This is a genomic window from Pseudomonas sp. HD57-3 (assembly GCF_056113135.1).
Genome location: NZ_CM148568.1, coordinates 3,141,145 through 3,159,045 on the forward strand (window position 1 = coordinate 3,141,145; position 17,901 = coordinate 3,159,045).

Annotated in this window: 14 protein-coding genes and 3 pseudogenes; 6 read left to right on the top strand and 11 right to left on the bottom strand. The window is 61.2% G+C overall.

Annotated features, from left to right (window positions below; all coding sequences use genetic code 11):
- Positions 1-71 precede the first annotated feature (71 nt).
- Positions 72-1,271 carry an MFS transporter gene (locus AC0R79_RS14135; RefSeq protein ID WP_474734963.1) on the top strand — a complete coding sequence of 400 codons (1,200 nt, stop codon included), beginning with the start codon at positions 72-74 and terminating at the stop codon, positions 1,269-1,271.
- Positions 1,272-1,371: 100 nt separating this feature from the next.
- On the top strand, positions 1,372-2,289 hold the full coding sequence (locus AC0R79_RS14140) for a LysR family transcriptional regulator (RefSeq protein WP_474734964.1): 918 nt from the start codon (positions 1,372-1,374) through the stop codon (positions 2,287-2,289).
- On the opposite strand, the gene AC0R79_RS14145 is transcribed toward AC0R79_RS14140, so the two are convergent.
- Positions 2,286-4,460: a TonB-dependent siderophore receptor gene (locus AC0R79_RS14145; RefSeq protein ID WP_474734966.1), complete on the bottom strand. Its 2,175-nt coding sequence runs from the start codon at positions 4,458-4,460 to the stop codon at positions 2,286-2,288. The two genes, AC0R79_RS14140 and AC0R79_RS14145, sit on opposite strands and share 4 nt — an antisense overlap.
- A gap of 404 nt (positions 4,461-4,864) precedes the next feature.
- On the opposite strand from AC0R79_RS14145, the gene AC0R79_RS14150 reads away from it, so the two are divergent.
- Positions 4,865-5,305 (top strand): hypothetical protein, encoded by a 441-nt coding sequence (locus AC0R79_RS14150; protein WP_103386860.1) that lies wholly within the window; start codon positions 4,865-4,867, stop codon positions 5,303-5,305.
- A 121-nt stretch (positions 5,306-5,426) separates the two neighbouring features.
- Here the strand turns inward: AC0R79_RS14150 and AC0R79_RS14155 are convergent, their stop codons facing one another.
- The 4 genes and pseudogenes from AC0R79_RS14155 to AC0R79_RS14170 form a co-directional block, all read right to left on the bottom strand.
- Positions 5,427-5,846 carry an organic hydroperoxide resistance protein gene (locus AC0R79_RS14155; protein ID WP_085611780.1) on the bottom strand — a complete coding sequence of 140 codons (420 nt, stop codon included), beginning with the start codon at positions 5,844-5,846 and terminating at the stop codon, positions 5,427-5,429.
- A gap of 300 nt (positions 5,847-6,146) precedes the next feature.
- A complete protein-coding gene (locus AC0R79_RS14160) occupies positions 6,147-7,064 on the bottom strand; it encodes an AraC family transcriptional regulator (RefSeq protein ID WP_474734969.1) in 918 nt (305 codons plus the stop codon).
- Between the two features lie 81 nt (positions 7,065-7,145).
- Positions 7,146-7,367, bottom strand: a pseudogene (locus AC0R79_RS14165) (Atu4866 domain-containing protein); the annotation flags it as partial.
- A gap of 55 nt (positions 7,368-7,422) precedes the next feature.
- A pseudogene (locus AC0R79_RS14170) lies at positions 7,423-7,728 on the bottom strand (SDR family oxidoreductase); the annotation flags it as partial.
- Between AC0R79_RS14170 and AC0R79_RS14175 the strand changes: the two are divergent.
- Together AC0R79_RS14175 and AC0R79_RS14180 are read left to right on the top strand one after the other, a co-directional pair.
- Positions 7,729-8,148 (top strand): annotated as a pseudogene (locus AC0R79_RS14175) (helix-turn-helix domain-containing protein); the annotation flags it as partial.
- A 180-nt stretch (positions 8,149-8,328) separates the two neighbouring features.
- Positions 8,329-9,063: an SDR family oxidoreductase gene (locus tag AC0R79_RS14180; RefSeq protein WP_474734971.1), complete on the top strand. Its 735-nt coding sequence runs from the start codon at positions 8,329-8,331 to the stop codon at positions 9,061-9,063.
- Positions 9,064-9,153: 90 nt separating this feature from the next.
- Here AC0R79_RS14180 and AC0R79_RS14185 read toward each other — a convergent pair whose 3' ends face one another.
- The 4 genes from AC0R79_RS14185 to AC0R79_RS14200 form a co-directional block, all read right to left on the bottom strand.
- Positions 9,154-10,506, bottom strand: coding sequence for a c-type cytochrome (locus AC0R79_RS14185; RefSeq protein WP_474734972.1), 1,353 nt, complete (start codon positions 10,504-10,506; stop codon positions 9,154-9,156).
- Between the two features lie 17 nt (positions 10,507-10,523).
- Positions 10,524-12,776, bottom strand: coding sequence for a xanthine dehydrogenase family protein molybdopterin-binding subunit (locus AC0R79_RS14190; RefSeq protein ID WP_474734974.1), 2,253 nt, complete (start codon positions 12,774-12,776; stop codon positions 10,524-10,526).
- Positions 12,776-13,231: a (2Fe-2S)-binding protein gene (locus tag AC0R79_RS14195; RefSeq protein ID WP_440094113.1), complete on the bottom strand. Its 456-nt coding sequence runs from the start codon at positions 13,229-13,231 to the stop codon at positions 12,776-12,778. The genes AC0R79_RS14190 and AC0R79_RS14195 overlap by 1 nt, the downstream gene beginning before the upstream one ends.
- An 87-nt stretch (positions 13,232-13,318) precedes the next feature.
- Positions 13,319-14,251, bottom strand: coding sequence for an AraC family transcriptional regulator (locus AC0R79_RS14200; protein ID WP_474734976.1), 933 nt, complete (start codon positions 14,249-14,251; stop codon positions 13,319-13,321).
- Between the two features lie 231 nt (positions 14,252-14,482).
- On the opposite strand from AC0R79_RS14200, the gene AC0R79_RS14205 reads away from it, so the two are divergent.
- Positions 14,483-15,691: an MFS transporter gene (locus tag AC0R79_RS14205; protein WP_474734978.1), complete on the top strand. Its 1,209-nt coding sequence runs from the start codon at positions 14,483-14,485 to the stop codon at positions 15,689-15,691.
- A 199-nt stretch (positions 15,692-15,890) separates the two neighbouring features.
- Here the strand turns inward: AC0R79_RS14205 and AC0R79_RS14210 are convergent, their stop codons facing one another.
- The gene (locus AC0R79_RS14210) at positions 15,891-16,889 is read right to left on the bottom strand and encodes an NADP-dependent oxidoreductase (RefSeq protein ID WP_474735108.1); all 999 of its coding nucleotides are present in this window, start codon (positions 16,887-16,889) and stop codon (positions 15,891-15,893) included.
- A gap of 67 nt (positions 16,890-16,956) precedes the next feature.
- Positions 16,957-17,826 (bottom strand): alpha/beta fold hydrolase, encoded by an 870-nt coding sequence (locus tag AC0R79_RS14215; protein WP_474734980.1) that lies wholly within the window; start codon positions 17,824-17,826, stop codon positions 16,957-16,959.
- Positions 17,827-17,901 lie beyond the last annotated feature (75 nt).

Genomic DNA, 17,901 nt, shown 5'->3' on the forward strand with positions numbered 1-17,901 from the left:
GGATGGATACTCGAAGGCCTGCGCGACCCTTAGCCTTGGCGTCACTTTTCCAAACTCATCGAGGTGTCATCATGCTTACGGGCAATCCGGCAGCGGCGGCCAAGGCCGAACAATCCGCTTCTCTTTCCGGCCTGATGGTCGCGTTCCTGGCATTCTGCTGCGGCGCGGTCGTGGCCAACCTTTATTACGCTCAGCCGATCGTCGAACTGATCGCGCCGCAGATCGGCCTGTCCAGCGCCAATGCCAGTCTGATCGTTTCACTCACGCAGTTCGGTTATGCATTGGGCCTGCTGTTGCTGGTGCCGCTGGCCGACCTGATGGAAAACCGTCGGCTTGTGGTGGGCTTCACCCTGGCGGCGAGCGTGACGCTGTTGTGCGCAGGTCTGACGCACTCGCCGTCGATGTTCCTGGTCCTGTCATTACTGATCGGCCTGACTTCGGTGGCGGTGCAGATCCTGGTGCCGTTGGCCGCGCACCTGGCGCCCGAGGCGACCCGTGGGCGGGTGGTGGGCAACATCATGAGTGGCCTGTTGCTGGGCATTCTGCTGTCGCGGCCACTGTCGAGTCTGCTGGTGGAAGTGTTCGGCTGGCGCGGTGTGTTTTTCAGCGCGGCGGCACTGATGGCCGTCATCGCACTGATCACGGCGATTGCCTTGCCGCGCCGTGTTCCCACGCATCAGGCCACGTACGTGGCGCTGATCGGCTCGGTGTTTGCGCTGGCCCGTCGCCACGCAGTTCTGCGTCAGCGTTCGCTGTATCAGGGCTTGCTGTTCGCCAGCTTCAGCCTGTTCTGGACCCTCGCACCGATCGAGCTGATGCGGCACCACGGTTTCAGTCAGGCTCAGGTGGCGATATTTGCCCTGGTCGGCGCTGTCGGCGCGGTCGCAGCGCCGATTGCCGGGCGGCTGGCCGATGCCGGGCACGGTCGGCGCGGGACGCTCGTTGCACTGTTGCTGGCGCCAGCCTCCTTGCTGATCGCCGCGCTGCCGGGCAGCAGCTATGTCTGGCTGGTGGTTTGCGCGGTGCTGCTGGATTTCGCCGTGCAACTGAACATGGTGCTGGGCCAGCGCGAGGTGTACGCCATCGACCCGCACAGCCGGGCACGTCTGAATGCCGTGTACATGACCAGCATCTTTGTCGGCGGCGCGCTGGGATCGCTGGTCGCCAGTCCGCTTTACGAGCATTTTGGCTGGAACCTGTCCGCCGTATCCGTGGCGTTGTTGCCAGCACTGGCCCTGGCGCTGTTCCTGAGCCGCAAGGCCGATGCCTGAACCGCAGGCAACGCTGAGTCCGATGAAGCACGGTCCTACAAGACGATTGGCGAACGGTGATGCACAATCATCACCGTTTCCTTTCGATCGGGCTCCACTTATGGACAAGTTGCTGGCACTGAAGATGTTCGTTGAAACCGTACGTTGCGGTGGTTATTCCTCAGCGGCGCGCAAACTCGGCATCTCGACGTCCTCGGTGACACGCCAGGTGGCGGGGCTGGAAAACGAACTGGGCGCCAGCCTGCTCAACCGCACGACACGCAACACCAGCGTGACGGTCGCCGGCCAAACCTATTTCGAGAAAGCGGTGGCCATTCTCGATGCCATCGATGAGGCCGACGCGGTTGTCGCCGACCGGGGCAACGAAGCGCAGGGACGCCTGCGCATCAGTGTGCCGGTGGAGTTCGGTCGACAGATCATTGCACCGCAACTGGGGGTATTGCTCGACCGTCATCCGGGGCTTGAAATCAGCGTGTCTTTGAGTGATCAGGTCAGCGATCTGCTGAGCGAGCAGATCGATGTCTCGGTGCGACTGGGATCATCGGTGGTCAGTGACGATATCGTCAGCAAGCGGGTGGGCGGCTTCCAGCGCTGGGTGGTGGCGAGTCCGGATTACCTGAGCCGGCACGCTGTGCCGGCGCATCCGCGAGACTTGCTCGAGCAGCAATGCCTGCGCTTTGACTACGCGGGTTCGCACCAGCATTGGACGTTCCAGGGCGACGAGGAAACCATCCAGCTCAATGTGCATGGCCGCCTGCAAAGCAACAACGCCGATATCCTGCGCGAAGCGGCGGTGGCGGGGCGCGGGGTGGCCCTGCTGGCGGACTGGCTGGTGCGCGCTGATGTCGAGGCGGGTCGGTTGACGCGGCTGCTGGAGGGTTATGAAGTCAACCCCGGTAATGCGAGCTGCTGCATCAATGCGTTGTATCTGCCCAATCACCGGGGCTCGAGTCGTATCAATGTGTTCATTGATTTTCTGGAAGACATTCTGGCGCGTCCCTGCGCTCAGAAGACCTAGAAGGTGTACTTGGCCGTCAGCATCATGTTGCGCGGCGTGCCATAGCTGTCGCCGCCGTAGCTGACGGAGTTGGCGATGGTGGAGTAGTACTTGCGGTCGAAGATGTTGTTGGCGTTGAGTTGCAGGTCGAGGTTGTCATTGACCCGGTAGCCGGCCATCAGGTCGGTCACGGCGTAAGCGCCTTGCTTGAGGCGGTAGTTGCCGCCGTCGAGCAGTTCGATGTCGTTGTACATGCGGCTCTGCCAGGAGATGTTGCCGCCCACGCGCAGTTTTTCCAGCGGACCCTGGAAGTTGTAGCGGGTGGTGAGTTTGAACAGGTGCTCCGGGGTGTCGGTGTCGAACTGCTTGTTGACGTTCTGCGGGTTCGCCGCGTCCTTGATGGTGTGCGTGCGGGCGTAGGTGTAGCCGCCACCGATCTGCCAGTTGTCGGTGAGCGCGCCTTGCAGTTCGAAGTCGATACCCTGGCTGCGGATCTCGCCGGAGGCCTCATAACAGGACGACTGCGGGCAGTTCGGCACGAACACCTGCACCGCGCGGTTTTCCTGATCGACGCGGAACACGGCGAGGCTGGCGTTCAGCGCGCCGCCCAGGTATTCGCCCTTGATGCCGACCTCGTAGTTCTTGCCCACGATCGGCTTGACCGGGTTACCGGAGGTGCCCTTGTTGCTCTGCGGGGTGAAGATGTCGCTGTAGCTGGCATACACCGAATGATGGTCGTCCAGCTCGTAGATCAGGCCGGCATAGCGGGTGACGTTGCGGGTGACTTTGTAATCGCCGTCGCCATCGCGGTTGTCGTAGTCGTACCAGTCCAGACGCCCGCCGAGGATCAGCTTCAGCGGGTCGGCCAGGCTCAGGCGAGTCGTCAGGTAGACGCCGTCCTGAGTGGTGACTTCACGCGTGTTGTCGGTGTGGACGAAGTCCGGCTTGCCGGCGTTGATCGGCCAGTTGGTGTCGTACGGCGAGTAGTTGTGGGTGGTCAGGTCGTAGATGCGTTTGCTGGCGCCGACTACCAGTTCATGGCTGCGCCCGAAGGCTTCGAACGGGCCGCTGAAGAAGGCGTCCAGACCGGCCTGGTTTTCATCGGCCTTGGACTGGTAAACCGTGCGGGCCAGGGTGTTGTTGACCCAGCGCGACTGGTACGAGCCGGAGAACAGCGCGTTCTGCTCGGAATAGTTGGCGTTGACCTGCAGTTTCCAGTCGTTGGCCAGTTGCTGACGGATCTCGGCGAAGACCGTGTTGATCTCCTGATCCTTGTTCTCCCAATAGGTGCCGGGGTTGTAGGAGCGCGGCAGGTCGAGGTGATGACCGTCGAGGCCGATCATCGACGAGCCCCAGAAGTAGTTGGTCTTGTCTTTCTGGTTGGAGAAACCGACGGTCAGCGTGGTGTCATCGCTCAGGTCGGCTTCGGTGACGGCGTAGAACAGGTTGTGTCGCTCGCCCACGTCATCGATGAAACTGTTGGCGTCGCGGTAGGAAGTAACCACCCGGCCGCGCAGTGTGCCGCTGTCGTTGAGCGGGCTGGAAGCATCGAGCTCGCCGCGATAGTTGTCCCAGGTCCCGGCGGCGCCGGTCAGGGTGACGCGCTGCTCGGCCAATGGGCGTTTGCGCACCAGGTTGATCGCCGCCGAAGGGTTGCCGGCACCGGTGACCAGACCGGTCGCCCCCCTTACTACCTCGACCCGATCGAACATCGCCAGATTCGGCTGGGATCCGACGTTCACGCCGTCGTAGCCGCTCGGAATGCCGTCGTACATCAGGTTGTCGATGTTGAATCCTCGGGCTTTGTAGGCCTGTCGGCCTGGGCCGCTGGAGTAGTCGAGGAACAGACCCGGCGTGGCGTTGACCACGTCATTGATGCTGGTCATCGCCTGATCGTCCATGCGCTGGCGGGTGATGACGGTGACGGCTTGCGGCGTTTCGCGCAGGGTCAACGGCAGTTTGGTGGCGGTGGCCATGGTGCCGGTGGTGTAGGACTCGGAGCCTTCGGTGGTGCTGCCCAACTGGGTGGATGTGATGGCGGTCGCGCCGAGTTCGAGGGTGGCGGGCGGGGCAGTGTCCTGCGCCTCGCGGGTTTCATCGGCCAGCGCCGGGGTCATGACGGCCATGCAGATGGCCATGGACAGGAGATTGCGTGACGGGTTGAAACGACTCTGCGAGGTGGGACGCGACATTGAGGCTTCCTGATTTTAAATAGCAAACAAAGAGCAGTTGAGAATCATTGCCAATAATTGTGTCAGGGTTTTTTACAGCGACAAAGCGGTTCGTGAAAAAAATGTGAAATCGCGCAACGGGAGAGGGCGATGGGCTGGAGTCGTTATGGAATCGCTCAAGCACGGACGTTGCAGCGCAGACAGCCGAAAAGCCGTTTGTCAGTTTCCAATGCAAACCAACGGGTTGGCGTCTACTTTTGTGGCCGGGTCAGCCAAATGACAGGAGAAATTCTGAAGTCATTGAAGCGAATTCGGTTGACCCCGTGACGTTGATTTCAGGATGGATCTTGAATGAGGCGCGGAGCATCGCCCAGGCGATGCGTAACGGAGAACCCGCGCCTTTGAGCTCGTTAAGGAGAACGCAGATGGCAATCAGCCGAGTCACCGAAACAACCGATAAAACCGCACTCGTCAAAGCCGAGGTGTACCGCTGGTACAACCTCTTTTTCCCGTGGTCGCGCGGTGTGGCTTCCCAGTCGGAAGACGCGATCAAGCCTTTGTACGATGCCCTGGCGAACGATTTCCGGGTGGTACTCACGGACGGCCAGATCATGGACCGGGAAAACTACTGGGAACGCCTTTGGGGCCTTCACGGCCAGCGTGCCGGCAGCCCCGAATCGCACATCATCAATCTCTCGATCACACCGCTTCCCGGTGATTTCTTCCTGACGGTTTTCGACCTGGTCAAGAACGGGATCACCAAGAAGAAAGTCGACTCGGCGCTCATGCGCCTCGACCCGGATTCGCCATCGGGTATTTCGTGGATTTACGTCCACGAAAGCGAGCACGAGACATCGTTCGCGTAAACCATTCAATGACCGTTTCGTTCCTCTGGTTGTTTGAACCGGAGGAACGGCATCGCTCAACCCTGTAAAAAACCGCCCGAAGCCGTGCATCGGGCGGTTTGCAGGATCAAACAGGGCTGATTCAGATCAGCCGCAGGGTGACGTCGATGTTGCCGCGAGTGGCCTTTGAGTAAGGGCAGGTCTGATGCGCAGCGTCCACCAGCGCCTGGGCAACCGAAGGCTCCAGCCCCGGCAGGCTGACACTCAAGCGCGCCTGAAGAAAGAATGCATCGCCGGCCTTGCCCAGATCGATTTCGGTTTCGACCGCCACATCCGCCGGAAGCCTGATCTTCTGCGCCGCGGCTGCCTTGCCCATGGCGCCGATGAAGCAGGCCGACCAGCCGGCTGCCAGCAGTTGTTCCGGATTGGTGCCGCTGCCATTCGAACCCGGTGGCGAAAGCTTGATGTCCAGATTGCCGTCCGAACTGCGTGAGGCGCCATCGCGCCCGCCAGTGGTGCGGGTCTTGCCGGTGTACAGCACGGTGTCGAGTTGATTGATCATGGAAATACCTGCCTGAGTGATGGGTGATGTCGGACAGCGAAGGTTCCGATGGCCCACACTTTTGCATTGGCATGTACCCGAGATGTGTCGTGCGGCGGCGTTTTTGTATCGCTCTGTAGCCTGGCCTGGACGTCGGGGACGAGGCAGGCCATTGGTTCCTGTCGTTTATCACGTGGCGATACGCATTGATGGCGTACAGGCGTCGCTGTGCATTGCGCAATGGGGCAGGCTTGCGTCTGCCTGCCTCTTTCGCGATCCGGGCGGATAACCGTTCCCCGCGTCTGCGTCAAAGTGCGGGATTTACCCAGTGCGACGCGTGCGGCTGGCATCTTTGGAAGGTGGGCAGCCAAACTGGCGACTGTATTCCCGGCTGAATTGCGACGGGCTTTCGTAGCCCACACGATAACAGGCGCTCGCCACGTCCACCCCTTCGCCGAGCAACAGACGGCGGGCTTCCTGCAGGCGCAGTTGTTTCTGATATTGCAGCGGGCTCATGGCCGTCACTGCCTTGAAGCGATGATGCAATGTGGAGTTGCCCAAATTGGCGACCCGGGCGAGTTCTTCGATGCGCAAGGGTTGGGTGTAGTGGTTGTTCAACCAATCGATTGCCCGTGTTACTCGCCGTGTTTGCGAGTCGCCGAGGGCAAGCTCATACAGACGACGGCCGTGCATGCCGCGTAGAAGGCGGTAATACAGCTCCCGCAGGGCCAGAGGTGCCAGCATGCCGATGTCTTTCGGGGTGTCCAGCAGTCGGACCAGTCGAAGCATGGTTTCCAGCAGGGGCACATCGACCCTTTCAAGGAAAAGGCCCAATTCCGGCTCGTCCGGTACGCCCGATGGCGGAGCGTCGGCGATGACCTGCGCAATTTCGGTGGCCTCGAAATCGAACCGGATACACAGGTAGGGCGCTTCCGGACTGGCCTTTAGCACGCGCCCGGCAACCGGGAGCGTCACCGAGACCACCAGGTAACTGAGCGGGTCGTAGAGGTAATGATCATCACCCAGGCTGATTTCTTTTTGTCCTTGCACGATCAGGCAAAGTGCCGGTTTGTGCACGGTATGGATCAGCTCCGAAGGTGCATCGAAACGGATGACATGCAGGGGAGCTATGGCGGTCTCATAGATCCCGGGTGTGGTAAAGCGTTGCGTCAGCAGGCGAACCAGTTCGTCACGGTAGACGGCTGTGTTTTGAAGGATGAAAGCATCGCTCTGTTCCATTTCAAGGCTCTCACAAGTGTTCATGAGCGTCTGCCCGGAACTGCCCGGGCAGACGATATTCACCCGACATCATCAAAGTACTCATTGCCGATAGAGGATCATTCCGGCGTGATACAGCACGTCGTCATGAAAGTGGCCATCAGCGGTGAAGCCGGTGTCGTCCCAGTACTGGATATAATCACCAACCAGTTCGTAGCGGCCCTGATAGGCGCTCTTGTTTTTACCACGGGCCTCGTCGTAACGACCAGTCGTCAGAAGCTCATGACGGATGAATCCATCCGCGGTGACCCACATGCCTGCGTAACGATGATCCTGAGTGGTTTGTCTGGCATGTCCTGCGGCGCGTTTGTGCTGCGGCTCAGCCGGCCGTGACCGTCATCCCGCCGTCGGCCATGACCACCGAACCGACCATGAAGCTGGCCCGATCCGAGGCGATGAACGCGACCACTTCGGCGATTTCTTCCGGTTGGGCGGCGCGGCCGATCGGCGCCGCTTCGCCATGTCGGGCGAGAAAGGCAGGGCCGTCGTCGACCACGTTGTTGAGGATGTTGGTCACCACATCGCCGACACCGACAGCGTTGACGCGGATGCCGTGGCCAATGACCTCAAGCGCCAGGGTGCGCGTCAGTTGGGCACGCGCGCCTTTGGACGCGGTGTAGGCGGCTCACCCAGCGGTCTTTTCACCCGCTCTCTGGCGCAGGCACTGGCCGTGCATCTGGTGCGCAGCTATCTCGATGAAGGCCAGCCCGGGCGTCGGGTCAACGCCTTGCAAGCCTACAAATTGCGCAAAGTCACGGACGCCATGAGCGCGCATCTGAGCGCTGAATTCAGCCTGGCCAAACTGGCCAGTCTTGCCGAGCTGAGCGAGTACCACTTCAGCCGCCTGTTCAAGCGGGCGACGGGGCTTTCGCCGTCGCAGTACTTCATTCGCTTGCGCATGGCTCGCGCGCGGCACCTGTTGCTGAAAACCCGCCTTAACGTCATCGATGTCGGACTGGAAGTCGGCTACTCAAGCCCCAGTCACTTCTCTCAGATCTTTCGGCGTGAAGTGGGCGTAACGCCTAGCGAGTTCCGTGGGGCTTGAGCGCCGCAGCGTTAAAGGTTTGCAGGCGATGCACACAAACACGAATAGGCAAAAGTTGCGCAGGTTTCGGCACGCGTCCACAAGGCTCGTGCCCTTAATCTTTTCGACGTACCCCGCAGTAACGAACGCGTCTTCAGCGGTCGGTGCTGAACTTCAATGCAGACAGCAGGAGCTACGGATATGTCGAACATTCAAAACAAAGTCGTCCTGATTACCGGTGCAAGCAGTGGTATTGGCGAAGCAGCGGCCAGGTTGATTGCTGCCAAAGGCGCGCATGTGGTTCTCGGCGCCCGCCGGACCGAGCGTCTGGACAGACTGGTCAGCGAGATCCAGGCCGAAGGGGGCTCCGCAAGTGCCTGCGCACTGGACGTTACGGATCTGCAATCGATGCACGCCTTCGTGGCATTCGCCAAGACGCAACATGGCAAGGTCGATGTGATCATCAACAACGCGGGGGTGATGCCTTTGTCTCCGCTGGCCTCGTTGAAGGTCGACGAATGGAACCAGATGCTCGATGTCAACGTTCGCGGTGTGCTGCACGGTATTGCCGCCGTCTTGCCGGACATGCAGGCGCAGGGCTTCGGGCAGGTCATCAATATCTCGTCCATTGGTGGCCTGGCGGTTTCTCCGACCGCTGCGATCTACTGCGCGACCAAATTCGCGGTCAGGGCTATCTCGGATGGCCTGCGCCAGGAAACGGACAAGATTCGGGTGACCGTGGTGTGCCCGGGTGTGGTCGAGTCCGAACTGGCCGATACGATTTCCGATGAGGTGGCACGCGAGGAAATGAAAGCCTTCCGTCGTGTGGCACTCAATGCAGACGCCATTGCGCGAGCGCTCGCCTATGCCATCGAGCAGCCTGACGATGTCGATGTGAGTGAGATTGTGGTTCGCCCGACCGCCAGTCCACACTGAACCGTCTGGGGACAAGGCGCGCTCGCCGGCGGCTAGCCAGTCCCGCGCCGTGCGCGGGACCCGCAAGTCGATGTTTTATCAATCTCTCCTCTAGCGCATCTGCAGGATGATCGGACTGCTGCTGGCCGGATCGGTGTGTTCACGCAGTTTGCCAACCGTCTGTGCATCAACGGCACTGCCGTGATTGCCCCAGGTGCTGCGCATGAAGGTCAGCACTTCGGCGATCTGCTGATCCGACAGCTGCTCACGGAAGGCCGGCATGCGATAGGCATCCGGCACGCCGGCCGCCACCACACGTTGCGCGCCATTGAGGGTGATGTTGATCGCCGAGGCGCTTTCCTTGGCCAGTGCAGAAGTCGCGCCGGCCAGCGGCGGCATCCATTGCGATTGACCCTTGCCGTCCAGACCGTGGCAAGACGCACAGCGTGTCACGTAGGTATGCGCACCGGGCGAATCCAGACGTTGCGCTGCCGAAACCGCTTGGTACTGCCACGGCGCGCCATCTCGTTCGCGATCCCCGGGAAGCGACTTCAGATAGTGGGCAATCGCGGTCAGATCATCATCGCTCATGAACTGCGTGGAGTTGTTGAACGCCTCGGTCATCGAGCCGTAGACCACCGCATGTTGGTTGCGCCCGGTCTTGAGGAACTGCACGATTTCCGACTCGCTCCAACGGCCCAGCCCGGTGTTGTGATCATCACGCAGGCTCGGTGCGTACCAGCCATCGAGCAGGGCGCCGGCCAGGTATGGCTTGCCGGACTCATCCAGTGCCTTCTCGTTGAACGCCAGGCTGCGCGGCGTGTGGCAACTGCCGCAGTGCCCGGCGCCCTGCACGAGATAAGCGCCGCGGTTCCATCGTTCATCCTGCGTCGGTTTGGACACATAAGGTTCGGCGTCAACAAATACACCGTTCCACAGCGCAATTGGCCAACGCAGGTTCAGCGGAAACGGAATCGCACTGGGGATGTTCGCCTGTTTGACCGGCGCTACGCCTTTCATGAAAAACGCATACAGCGCTCGCACGTCGTCATCACTGAGCTTGGCGTAGGACGGGTAGGGCATCGCCGGGTACAGACGGCGACTGTCGGGAGCTACGCCGTGGCGCACGGCACGGTCGAAGTCCGCCAAGCTGTAGTGGCCGATTCCGGTTTCCGTGTCCGGGGTGATATTGGTCGCATGGATCGCGCCCAGCGGTGTGGCCATTTCCAGCCCACCGGCGAACGGCGCGCCATCCGGCACGCTGTGACAGGCCACGCAATCACTCAACCTGGCGACGTATTCGCCCCGAGCGACCAATGCCGGGTCGATGTCGGCCACGGCGATCTGGTGGTTTTCCAGGCGCGAGACGGGCTCGCGGGTGACATACCAGGCCAGCAGGCCTGCCGCGACCAGACACGGCACGGCCAGCCAGCCAGCGGTTCTTGCGAATCGGCTGTTATTCATGAATGCTCCGGCGCTGATCAGGTGAAGGAGTGTCGGCTCAGGGGCAGGCTGCGCACCCGCTGACCGGTTAGCGCTGCCACCGCGTTAGCGACAGCGGGCGCGACCGCAGGCAACGGCGGTTCACCGATGCCACCCATTTTTTCCCCGCTCTCGACCACACGCACATGAACCCGTGCCATCCGCGCAGGCGGCAGGATCGGATACAAGTCGTAGTTGCGCGCCCGGGGTTTGCCATCCACCCACACGGCTTCCTCCACCAGCGTTTGCGACAGTCCCAACGCCACGGCGCCGTTCACCTGAGCCTCGACAATCGCCGGGTTGACGATGCTGCCGGGGTCAATCGCCTGCCAGATGTCGTGCACCTTGACCTGGCCGTTCTCGATGGACACCTCAGCGATCACCGCCGTCTCCGTACCGAACGGCGAAGCCATGGCCACGCCGCGCGCACGTTTGCTGCCATCCTCGGCGGTAAACGGACCGCGCTTCCAGCCTCCGGACAGTTCACCCACCGCTTGCAGCAGCGTGGTCAGGCGTTTGTTGTCACGCAGCAAATGCAGGCGCAGCTCGAATGGGTCTTTGCCCCCCTTGTCGGCCAGTTCATCGAGGAACGATTCATAGAAGAAGTCGTTGAGCGAATTACCCACCGAGCGCCAGTAACCGAGCATGGCCGGGCCTTTGACGTAGATCTGCGCGATGCGCTTGTTGGGGATCGCGTAGGACTTGCCCGACAAGCCTTCAAGCGCCGTCGGGTCGAGCTTTTCACCTTGCTTGCCGGCGAGGGCTTCGGTGGGGCCTTCGGTGGCACTTATCGCTTCGATTGCCAGCGGCCAGCCGTCGGCGTCCAGAGCGCCACGGAAATTCACTGCGGCAACCGGACGGAGCACATCACGCAGGAACTCTTCTTCGCGACTCCAGATCAGTTTGACCGGACGGCCAACCGCTTTCGCCAGCGTGATCGCCTGAGGGTAGGGACTGGCCGAGTCGTAGAGAAAATGCCGGCCGAAGAACCCTCCCAGCAGCGGTGAGTGCAAGGTGATGCGCGAAAGATCGAGGCCCGTGCGTTTGGCGATGTCGGCACGGAACATGTCCGGCGCCTGATTCGGCAGCCAGACTTCCAGCGAACCGTCCGGATTGAATCGGGCCAATGCCGACGGAGGCTCCAGTTGGCCGTGGTTCAAATACTGGTTGTGGTAGGTGGCATCGATCAGGGTTTTGCTTCCCTGGAGCATCGCAGCCACGTCTCCTTCGTTTTCGTCATCTTTGGCCGGGCCCTTGTCTTCGGCGAGGCGCTTGAACCAGGCATCGCTGGAAAAGTCGGCGGGCATCGGCCGCACTTTGCTATCGGCCTTTGGCTCTTGCCAGTCGACCTGGATCGCCTCGACCGCACGTTTGGCGTGCCACCAGCGCTCGGCAACCACCGCCACGGCCCCCGGCAGACGATGCACGGAATGCACACCTTTCATTGCCTTGACCTGGTCTTCGTTGCGCAGATTGCCCACCGTCATCCCCAGACGCGGGGCATGTTGAACGGCAGCATGGAGCATGTCGTCGATCTTCAGATCGATGCTGTACAGCGCTTTGCCAGTGGACTTTTCGTAGGCATCGAGGCGCTTCACCGGTTTGCCGATCCAGCGGAACTGACTCGGATCACGCAGTTTCACAGAGGCCGGATCGGGAACCGGCAGATCCATCGCACGCTCTGCCAGTTCACCGTAGGCCAACGAGCGCCCGGACTTGGCATGCACGACCTTGCCTGGCTCGGTGCTCAACTCGCTCACCGGCACGCCAAGTTGCTGAGCGCCCGCCTGCAACAGCATGGCGCGGGCAAGGGCACCGAGGCGGCGCATGACCGGGTAACTCATGCGCACCGACATACTGCCGCCGGTGATGCGCATGCCGTTTTCCATCACCACATAGGCTTCGCCGGGCGGCGCGGCCTCGACCAGAAAGGTCGCCGGGTCGGCATCCAGTTCTTCACCGACAATCTGCGCCATCGCAGTGAACGTGCCTTGTCCGCCTTCCATGAATGGGCAGAGCAGACGCACGCGGTTGTCCGGACGGATCTCGAGAAACGCCGGGACCTGCGTGCCGCGATCGGCAGTTGCAGTTGCTGCAGCCGCTTGTACGCGCGTCACACCCAGCGGAAGGCCGAAGCCGAGGACCAGTGCGCCGACAGCGGTACCGGTGAGAAAACGTCTGCGCGAAACATTGATCGGTTCGTGCAGGTCCAGTGCTGAGGCTTGAAGTGAGGGGTCGATTCGAACGTTCATCACGCTTCTCCCTTGCCGGCAAGCTCATGCACGGCAGCATGAATGGCGTTGTAAGTACCGCAGCGGCAAAGATTGACCATCGCCGCCTCGATCTGCGCATCACTCGGTTTGGGGTTTTGCTTGAGCAGTGCGGTGGCGGCCATCACCTGCCCGGACTGGCAGTAGCCGCACTGGGCGACCTGCAGATCGACCCAGGTCGAGACCACCCGTTTGCCCACTTCATCGGTTTCGATGGCTTCAATGGTGGTGACCTCGCGGCCGACGACGCCGGCCACCGGCGTGACGCAGGAACGCACCACATTGCCGTCCACCAGCACCGAACAGGCGCCGCATTGCGCCAATCCACAGCCGTACTTGGTCCCGGTCATGCCCAGATCATCGCGGATCACCCACAGCAAGGGCGTATCGGCGTCGGCATCGACCTGATAGGTCTTCTGGTTGATTCGTAGTTCCATGGTTCACCCGCTGATCATCGGTTGACGTGCATTGTTATGAGCGGTGACACGCGGCGGGGCGCATCACCGGTGACGCTGGTTGTTCGTTCAATTCGGGACTGTGCCGAGCGCTTCTGCCTCGAAGGGCTGCCCGCGCAAAAGGGCAATGTCACGACTTGGAGCCGTGCCGAACAGCCGGCCGTATTCGCGGCTGAATTGCGAAGGACTTTCATAGCCGACCGCAAACGCCGCCCGCGACACATCGAAGCGCTCTACCAGCATCAGCCGCCGTGCCTCGTTGAGCCGCAGCCATTTCTGGTACTGCAGCGGACTCATACCGGTGAGCTGGCGGAAATGATGGTGAAAAGTAGGCGCGCTCATCTGCACCCGCGCGGCCAGATCGTCGATGCGCAGGGCATCGGTGTAGTTGACCTTGAGCCAGTCGATCGCCTTGGCGATGCGATAACCCTGACCGTCGACGGCAGTGATCTGCCGTAGCCGCGGGCCTTGGTCGGTGTGGAGCAGTCGATAGTGGATTTCTCTCAGAATCAGCGGTGCCAGGACCGGGATCGCCTCGGGTTCATCGAGCAACGCCAGCAAGCGATCGAGCGCGTCTTCCAGGGCAGACGACAGGCTGCCAATCGCGGCGCCCGTACCCGTTGATGGCTGCCGCTTGGCCGGCAAGCCGCTCTTGGTAATGACCTCGGCAAGCATGCTGACATCCAGCTTCAGCACGAGGCCCACACAGGGTTGTCCGGGACTGGCGAGCATCACTTCGGAGTTGGCGGGCAGGTCCAGCGACGTGACCAGAAACCGCGACGGGTCATAGCTGTAACCCTCACCGCCCACCCACAAGCGCTTTTCGCCGCGGCCCACGAGAATCAGGCTGGGCTCGATCATGCACACAACGGGAGGCGCCGGCTGGTCGCGACGAAACAGCGACAGCCCGGGTATCGACGTGGCGAAGTCACCCGGCGCGTTCACACGCGGGTCGATGTGCCGTGCCAAAGGTGATTCCTGGGGCAGAGGGGTCGGGATCATGTGGGCTCGCTCCTTTGACCGAACTCTAATGCGCGCGCGCGACGTTTCCTATCCATCACCCTGCATCGCCAGAGGATCAGGCAAGCATTCAAGAGGAATGCGCTAGGGAAGCACCGGACTGACCGGGAGAATGTGTCTATCTGTTACAGGGGCACTGCCCGGATAGGCGACAAACAGTTTGCCCCTGCGCATCACCCCCCCCACACGTTTTTCGCACCACAGGTAGTTCCCATGACGTTTCCTTCTACAGATCCTTCTAAAAGAACAGGCGGCTGGAGCGCCGTGCTGGCGATGTCGCTGGCCGCATTCGCTCTGGTCGCTTCCGAGTTCATGCCCGTCAGCCTGCTGACGCCGATTGCGGCGGACCTGCACATCACTGAGGGCCAGGCCGGGCAGGGGATTTCCGTGTCCGGTGCCTTTGCCTTGATCACCAGTTTGTTGATCGCCTCGGTCGCCGCTCGCATCGAACGCAAGCAGCTTCTGCTGGGCCTGACCCTGCTGATGATCGTCTCCGGAACGGTCGTCGCACTCGCTCCGGGCTACCCGTCATTCATGTTTGGACGTGCGCTGATCGGGATTGCGATCGGTGGCTTCTGGTCGTTGTCGGCGGCGACCGCCATGCGCCTGGTGAAGCCTGAACAGGTTTCCCGCGCGCTGGCCATCGTCAATGGCGGTAACGCATTGGCCACGGTCATCGCCGCTCCGGCGGGCAGCTTTCTCGGCTCGTTGATCGGCTGGCGCGGTGCATTCTTCTGTGTGGTTCCGGTCGCGGTGCTTGCCGCCGTGTGGCTGCTGATCAGCCTGCCGTCCTTCAAGGCCGAACGCCAGGCAGGTAGCGGCAACGTTCTGCGTCTGATGAAGCAATTGCCAGTGGCTTTGGGCATGGTCGCCGTGAGTGTCTTTTTCATGGGGCAGTTCATGCTGTTCACCTATCTACGGCCCTTTCTTGAAGGCGTGACTGGCGTCAGTGTCTCAACCTTGTCCTTCATGCTGCTGGGGCTTGGAGTGGCAGGTTTTATCGGCACCTTTCTGATCGAACGGTTTATGGGTCGCGGCCTCTACCGCACGCTGACCGCCATTCCACTGATCATGGCGGTGATCGCGCTGGCGTTGGTCAGCTTCGGTAAATCACCGCTGCTGACCGCGGTGCTGCTCGGAATCTGGGGGCTGGTCGCCACGGCCGCGCCGGTTGGCTGGTGGACGTGGCTGGCGCAGACGCTCCCGGATGATGCGGAAGCCGGAGGCGGCTTGCTGGTGGCCATCGTCCAACTGGCGATCGCCGGCGGCGCAATCGTTGGCGGTCTGGCCTTTGATTTGAGCGGCTACAAAGCCACCTTCGAGCTTAGCGCCGCTGTCCTGGTCGCCGCGTCTGTGTTGGCCTGGCTGGCCGGACGCAATGCCACGGAAGTTCATCTTGTCGAGCCGAACGCGACAGCCTGACGAGATCACCTGCAAACGGTTTCGCCTTATGGCTCAAGCATCAAACTACGCCAAGCGATAACGGGCGGTTCAACCCGCGCAACATCCGGTTGCGGCGCTTGCTGTTCCTGCAGCTCTGGCGAAATCACTTCGGATGATGAGCGCTCAAGCAGTAAAAGCTGTGCAGTTTCTCTGGTCGACTCATGAATAGGCGGCGTGGTCATTTGAGCGAAACAACGACCTTGCCCTTGGCGCGTCCCTGCTCAACGTACTTCAATGCTTCAGCCGTTGATTCAAAGGGGAAGGAACGATCAACCACTGGTTTGATGATCCCGTCCTCCACGAGCGCGGTGATGTGTTGCAGTTGAGCGCCATTGGCCCGCATGAACACGAACGCGTAGCTGACATCCTGCTTGCGCGCTTTGCGACGAATGCCAAGGCTCAGCAGTCGCATGACTTGCTGCAATGGCCAGGACAATCCTTGCTCCCACGCGAACTGCACAGTGGGTGGGCCCGAGATGGAAATGAGTTGACCACCGGGTTTCAGGACCGCGAGTGATTTCTCCAGCACGTCGGCGCCAAGGCTGTTCAGCACCACGTCGTAGTCACGCAGCACATTTTCGAAGTTCTGCTGTTTATAGTCGATGACTAGATCGGCCCCCAGCGCCTTGACCCATTCGACATTGGCGGTGCTGGTAGTTGTGGCGACAAACGCACCGAGGTGTTTGGCAAGCTGAATCGCAATTGTGCCGACGCCGCCGGAACCCGCGTGAATCAGCACTTTCTGGCCCTTTTGCAGCCGGGCGGTTTCAACCAGTACTTGCCAGGCGGTCAGTGCAACCAAGGGCAGGGATGCGGCTTGTGCCATGTCGGTATTGGCGGGTTTCAGGGCGATCGCGTTTTCGTTCACGGCGATCAATTGGGCGAACGTCCCGATCCGCGCTTCGGGCGGGCGAGCGTATACCTCGTCTCCCGGTTTGAAGCGTGTCACCTGCGGGCCGACTTCAACCACAACCCCCGCCAGGTCATTGCCCAATATCAACGGAAAGGCATAGGGCAGAATCAGCTTGAAGTCGCCTTTGCTGATCTTCGAATCCAGCACGTTGACACTGCTCGCATGGACCTCGATCAAGACGTCGTGGGCACCGACTGCAGGGGCGGGCGCTTCGCCAATGCGTCCGGGATTCTTGCCATAGCCATCAATCAGAAATGCTTTCATCGTGGTGCGGCTCTTGCTGGTTGTACGGAGGGTAGTCGGTGGGTTGCGGTGTTGCTGCGTGACGTGGTCAAGCATCGAGAAACGCCTGCGCCTTGGCCACAAAGTCGGCGTGATGCTGGAAAATTCCACCGTGCCCGGCATCCTCATAAATCACCAACTGTGCGTTGGGGATAAGCCTGGCCAGTTCAAACGAGTTAACGCTGGGCACCATGATGTCGTTGTCGCCGTTGACGACCAGCGTCGGCGTGCGCAAGCGTCCAAGCGCTTGTTGCGGTTGTCTGCCCCACGCGGTGATGGCTTTCAATTGCCGCAGGAAGGCGCGGGGTGTCGGGCCCTTGTCGCGATTGTTCTTGCGTGCCTTGAGGCGTCTTAAATACTGCGAGGCAGACCGTCGCCCATTGGCCGACGAGGTGAAGAAAAGGTAGAACTTGGGATCGCGCAGGGTCAGCAAGCCTTTGAGGATCAATGGCCATGACACTGTGCCGACCTTGTCGATGCCGGTGCCGCCCGCCGGTCCAGTACCGGTCAGAATCAATCGGCGTACCAAGTCAGGCGCCTTGAGGGCAATGTCCTGAGCGACGAAACCTCCGAGGGAAAATCCGAGCACATCCACGGTTTTCAACCCCAGCGCCCTGATCAGCTGGATGGCATCGTCGGCCATTTCGCCCACCGTCAGTGGCGCGGTTCCACCCGAGTTGCCGATGCCGCGATAGTCGGTGGTGATGACGCGTCTGGTTTGCGCCAGGCCATCGATGATCGCGGGGTCGAAGTTGTCCAGCACCGCGCCCCAATGATTGAACAGCACGAGGGAAACGCCGGTTGCGGGCCCGGTGTCGCGGTAGGCGAAGGGAATGCCGTTGACCGTGATCGACTGGTTCGCCGCGTCGACGAATGACGGCGGCGCACCCGAGAGGGGATTCGTCTGCATTGAATTCATTGTCACTCCGGACAGCGGGCAGGATTCGATGCAATGCCAGGTGCCTGCATCGAATCTGCCGCGAATGCTCGCTAG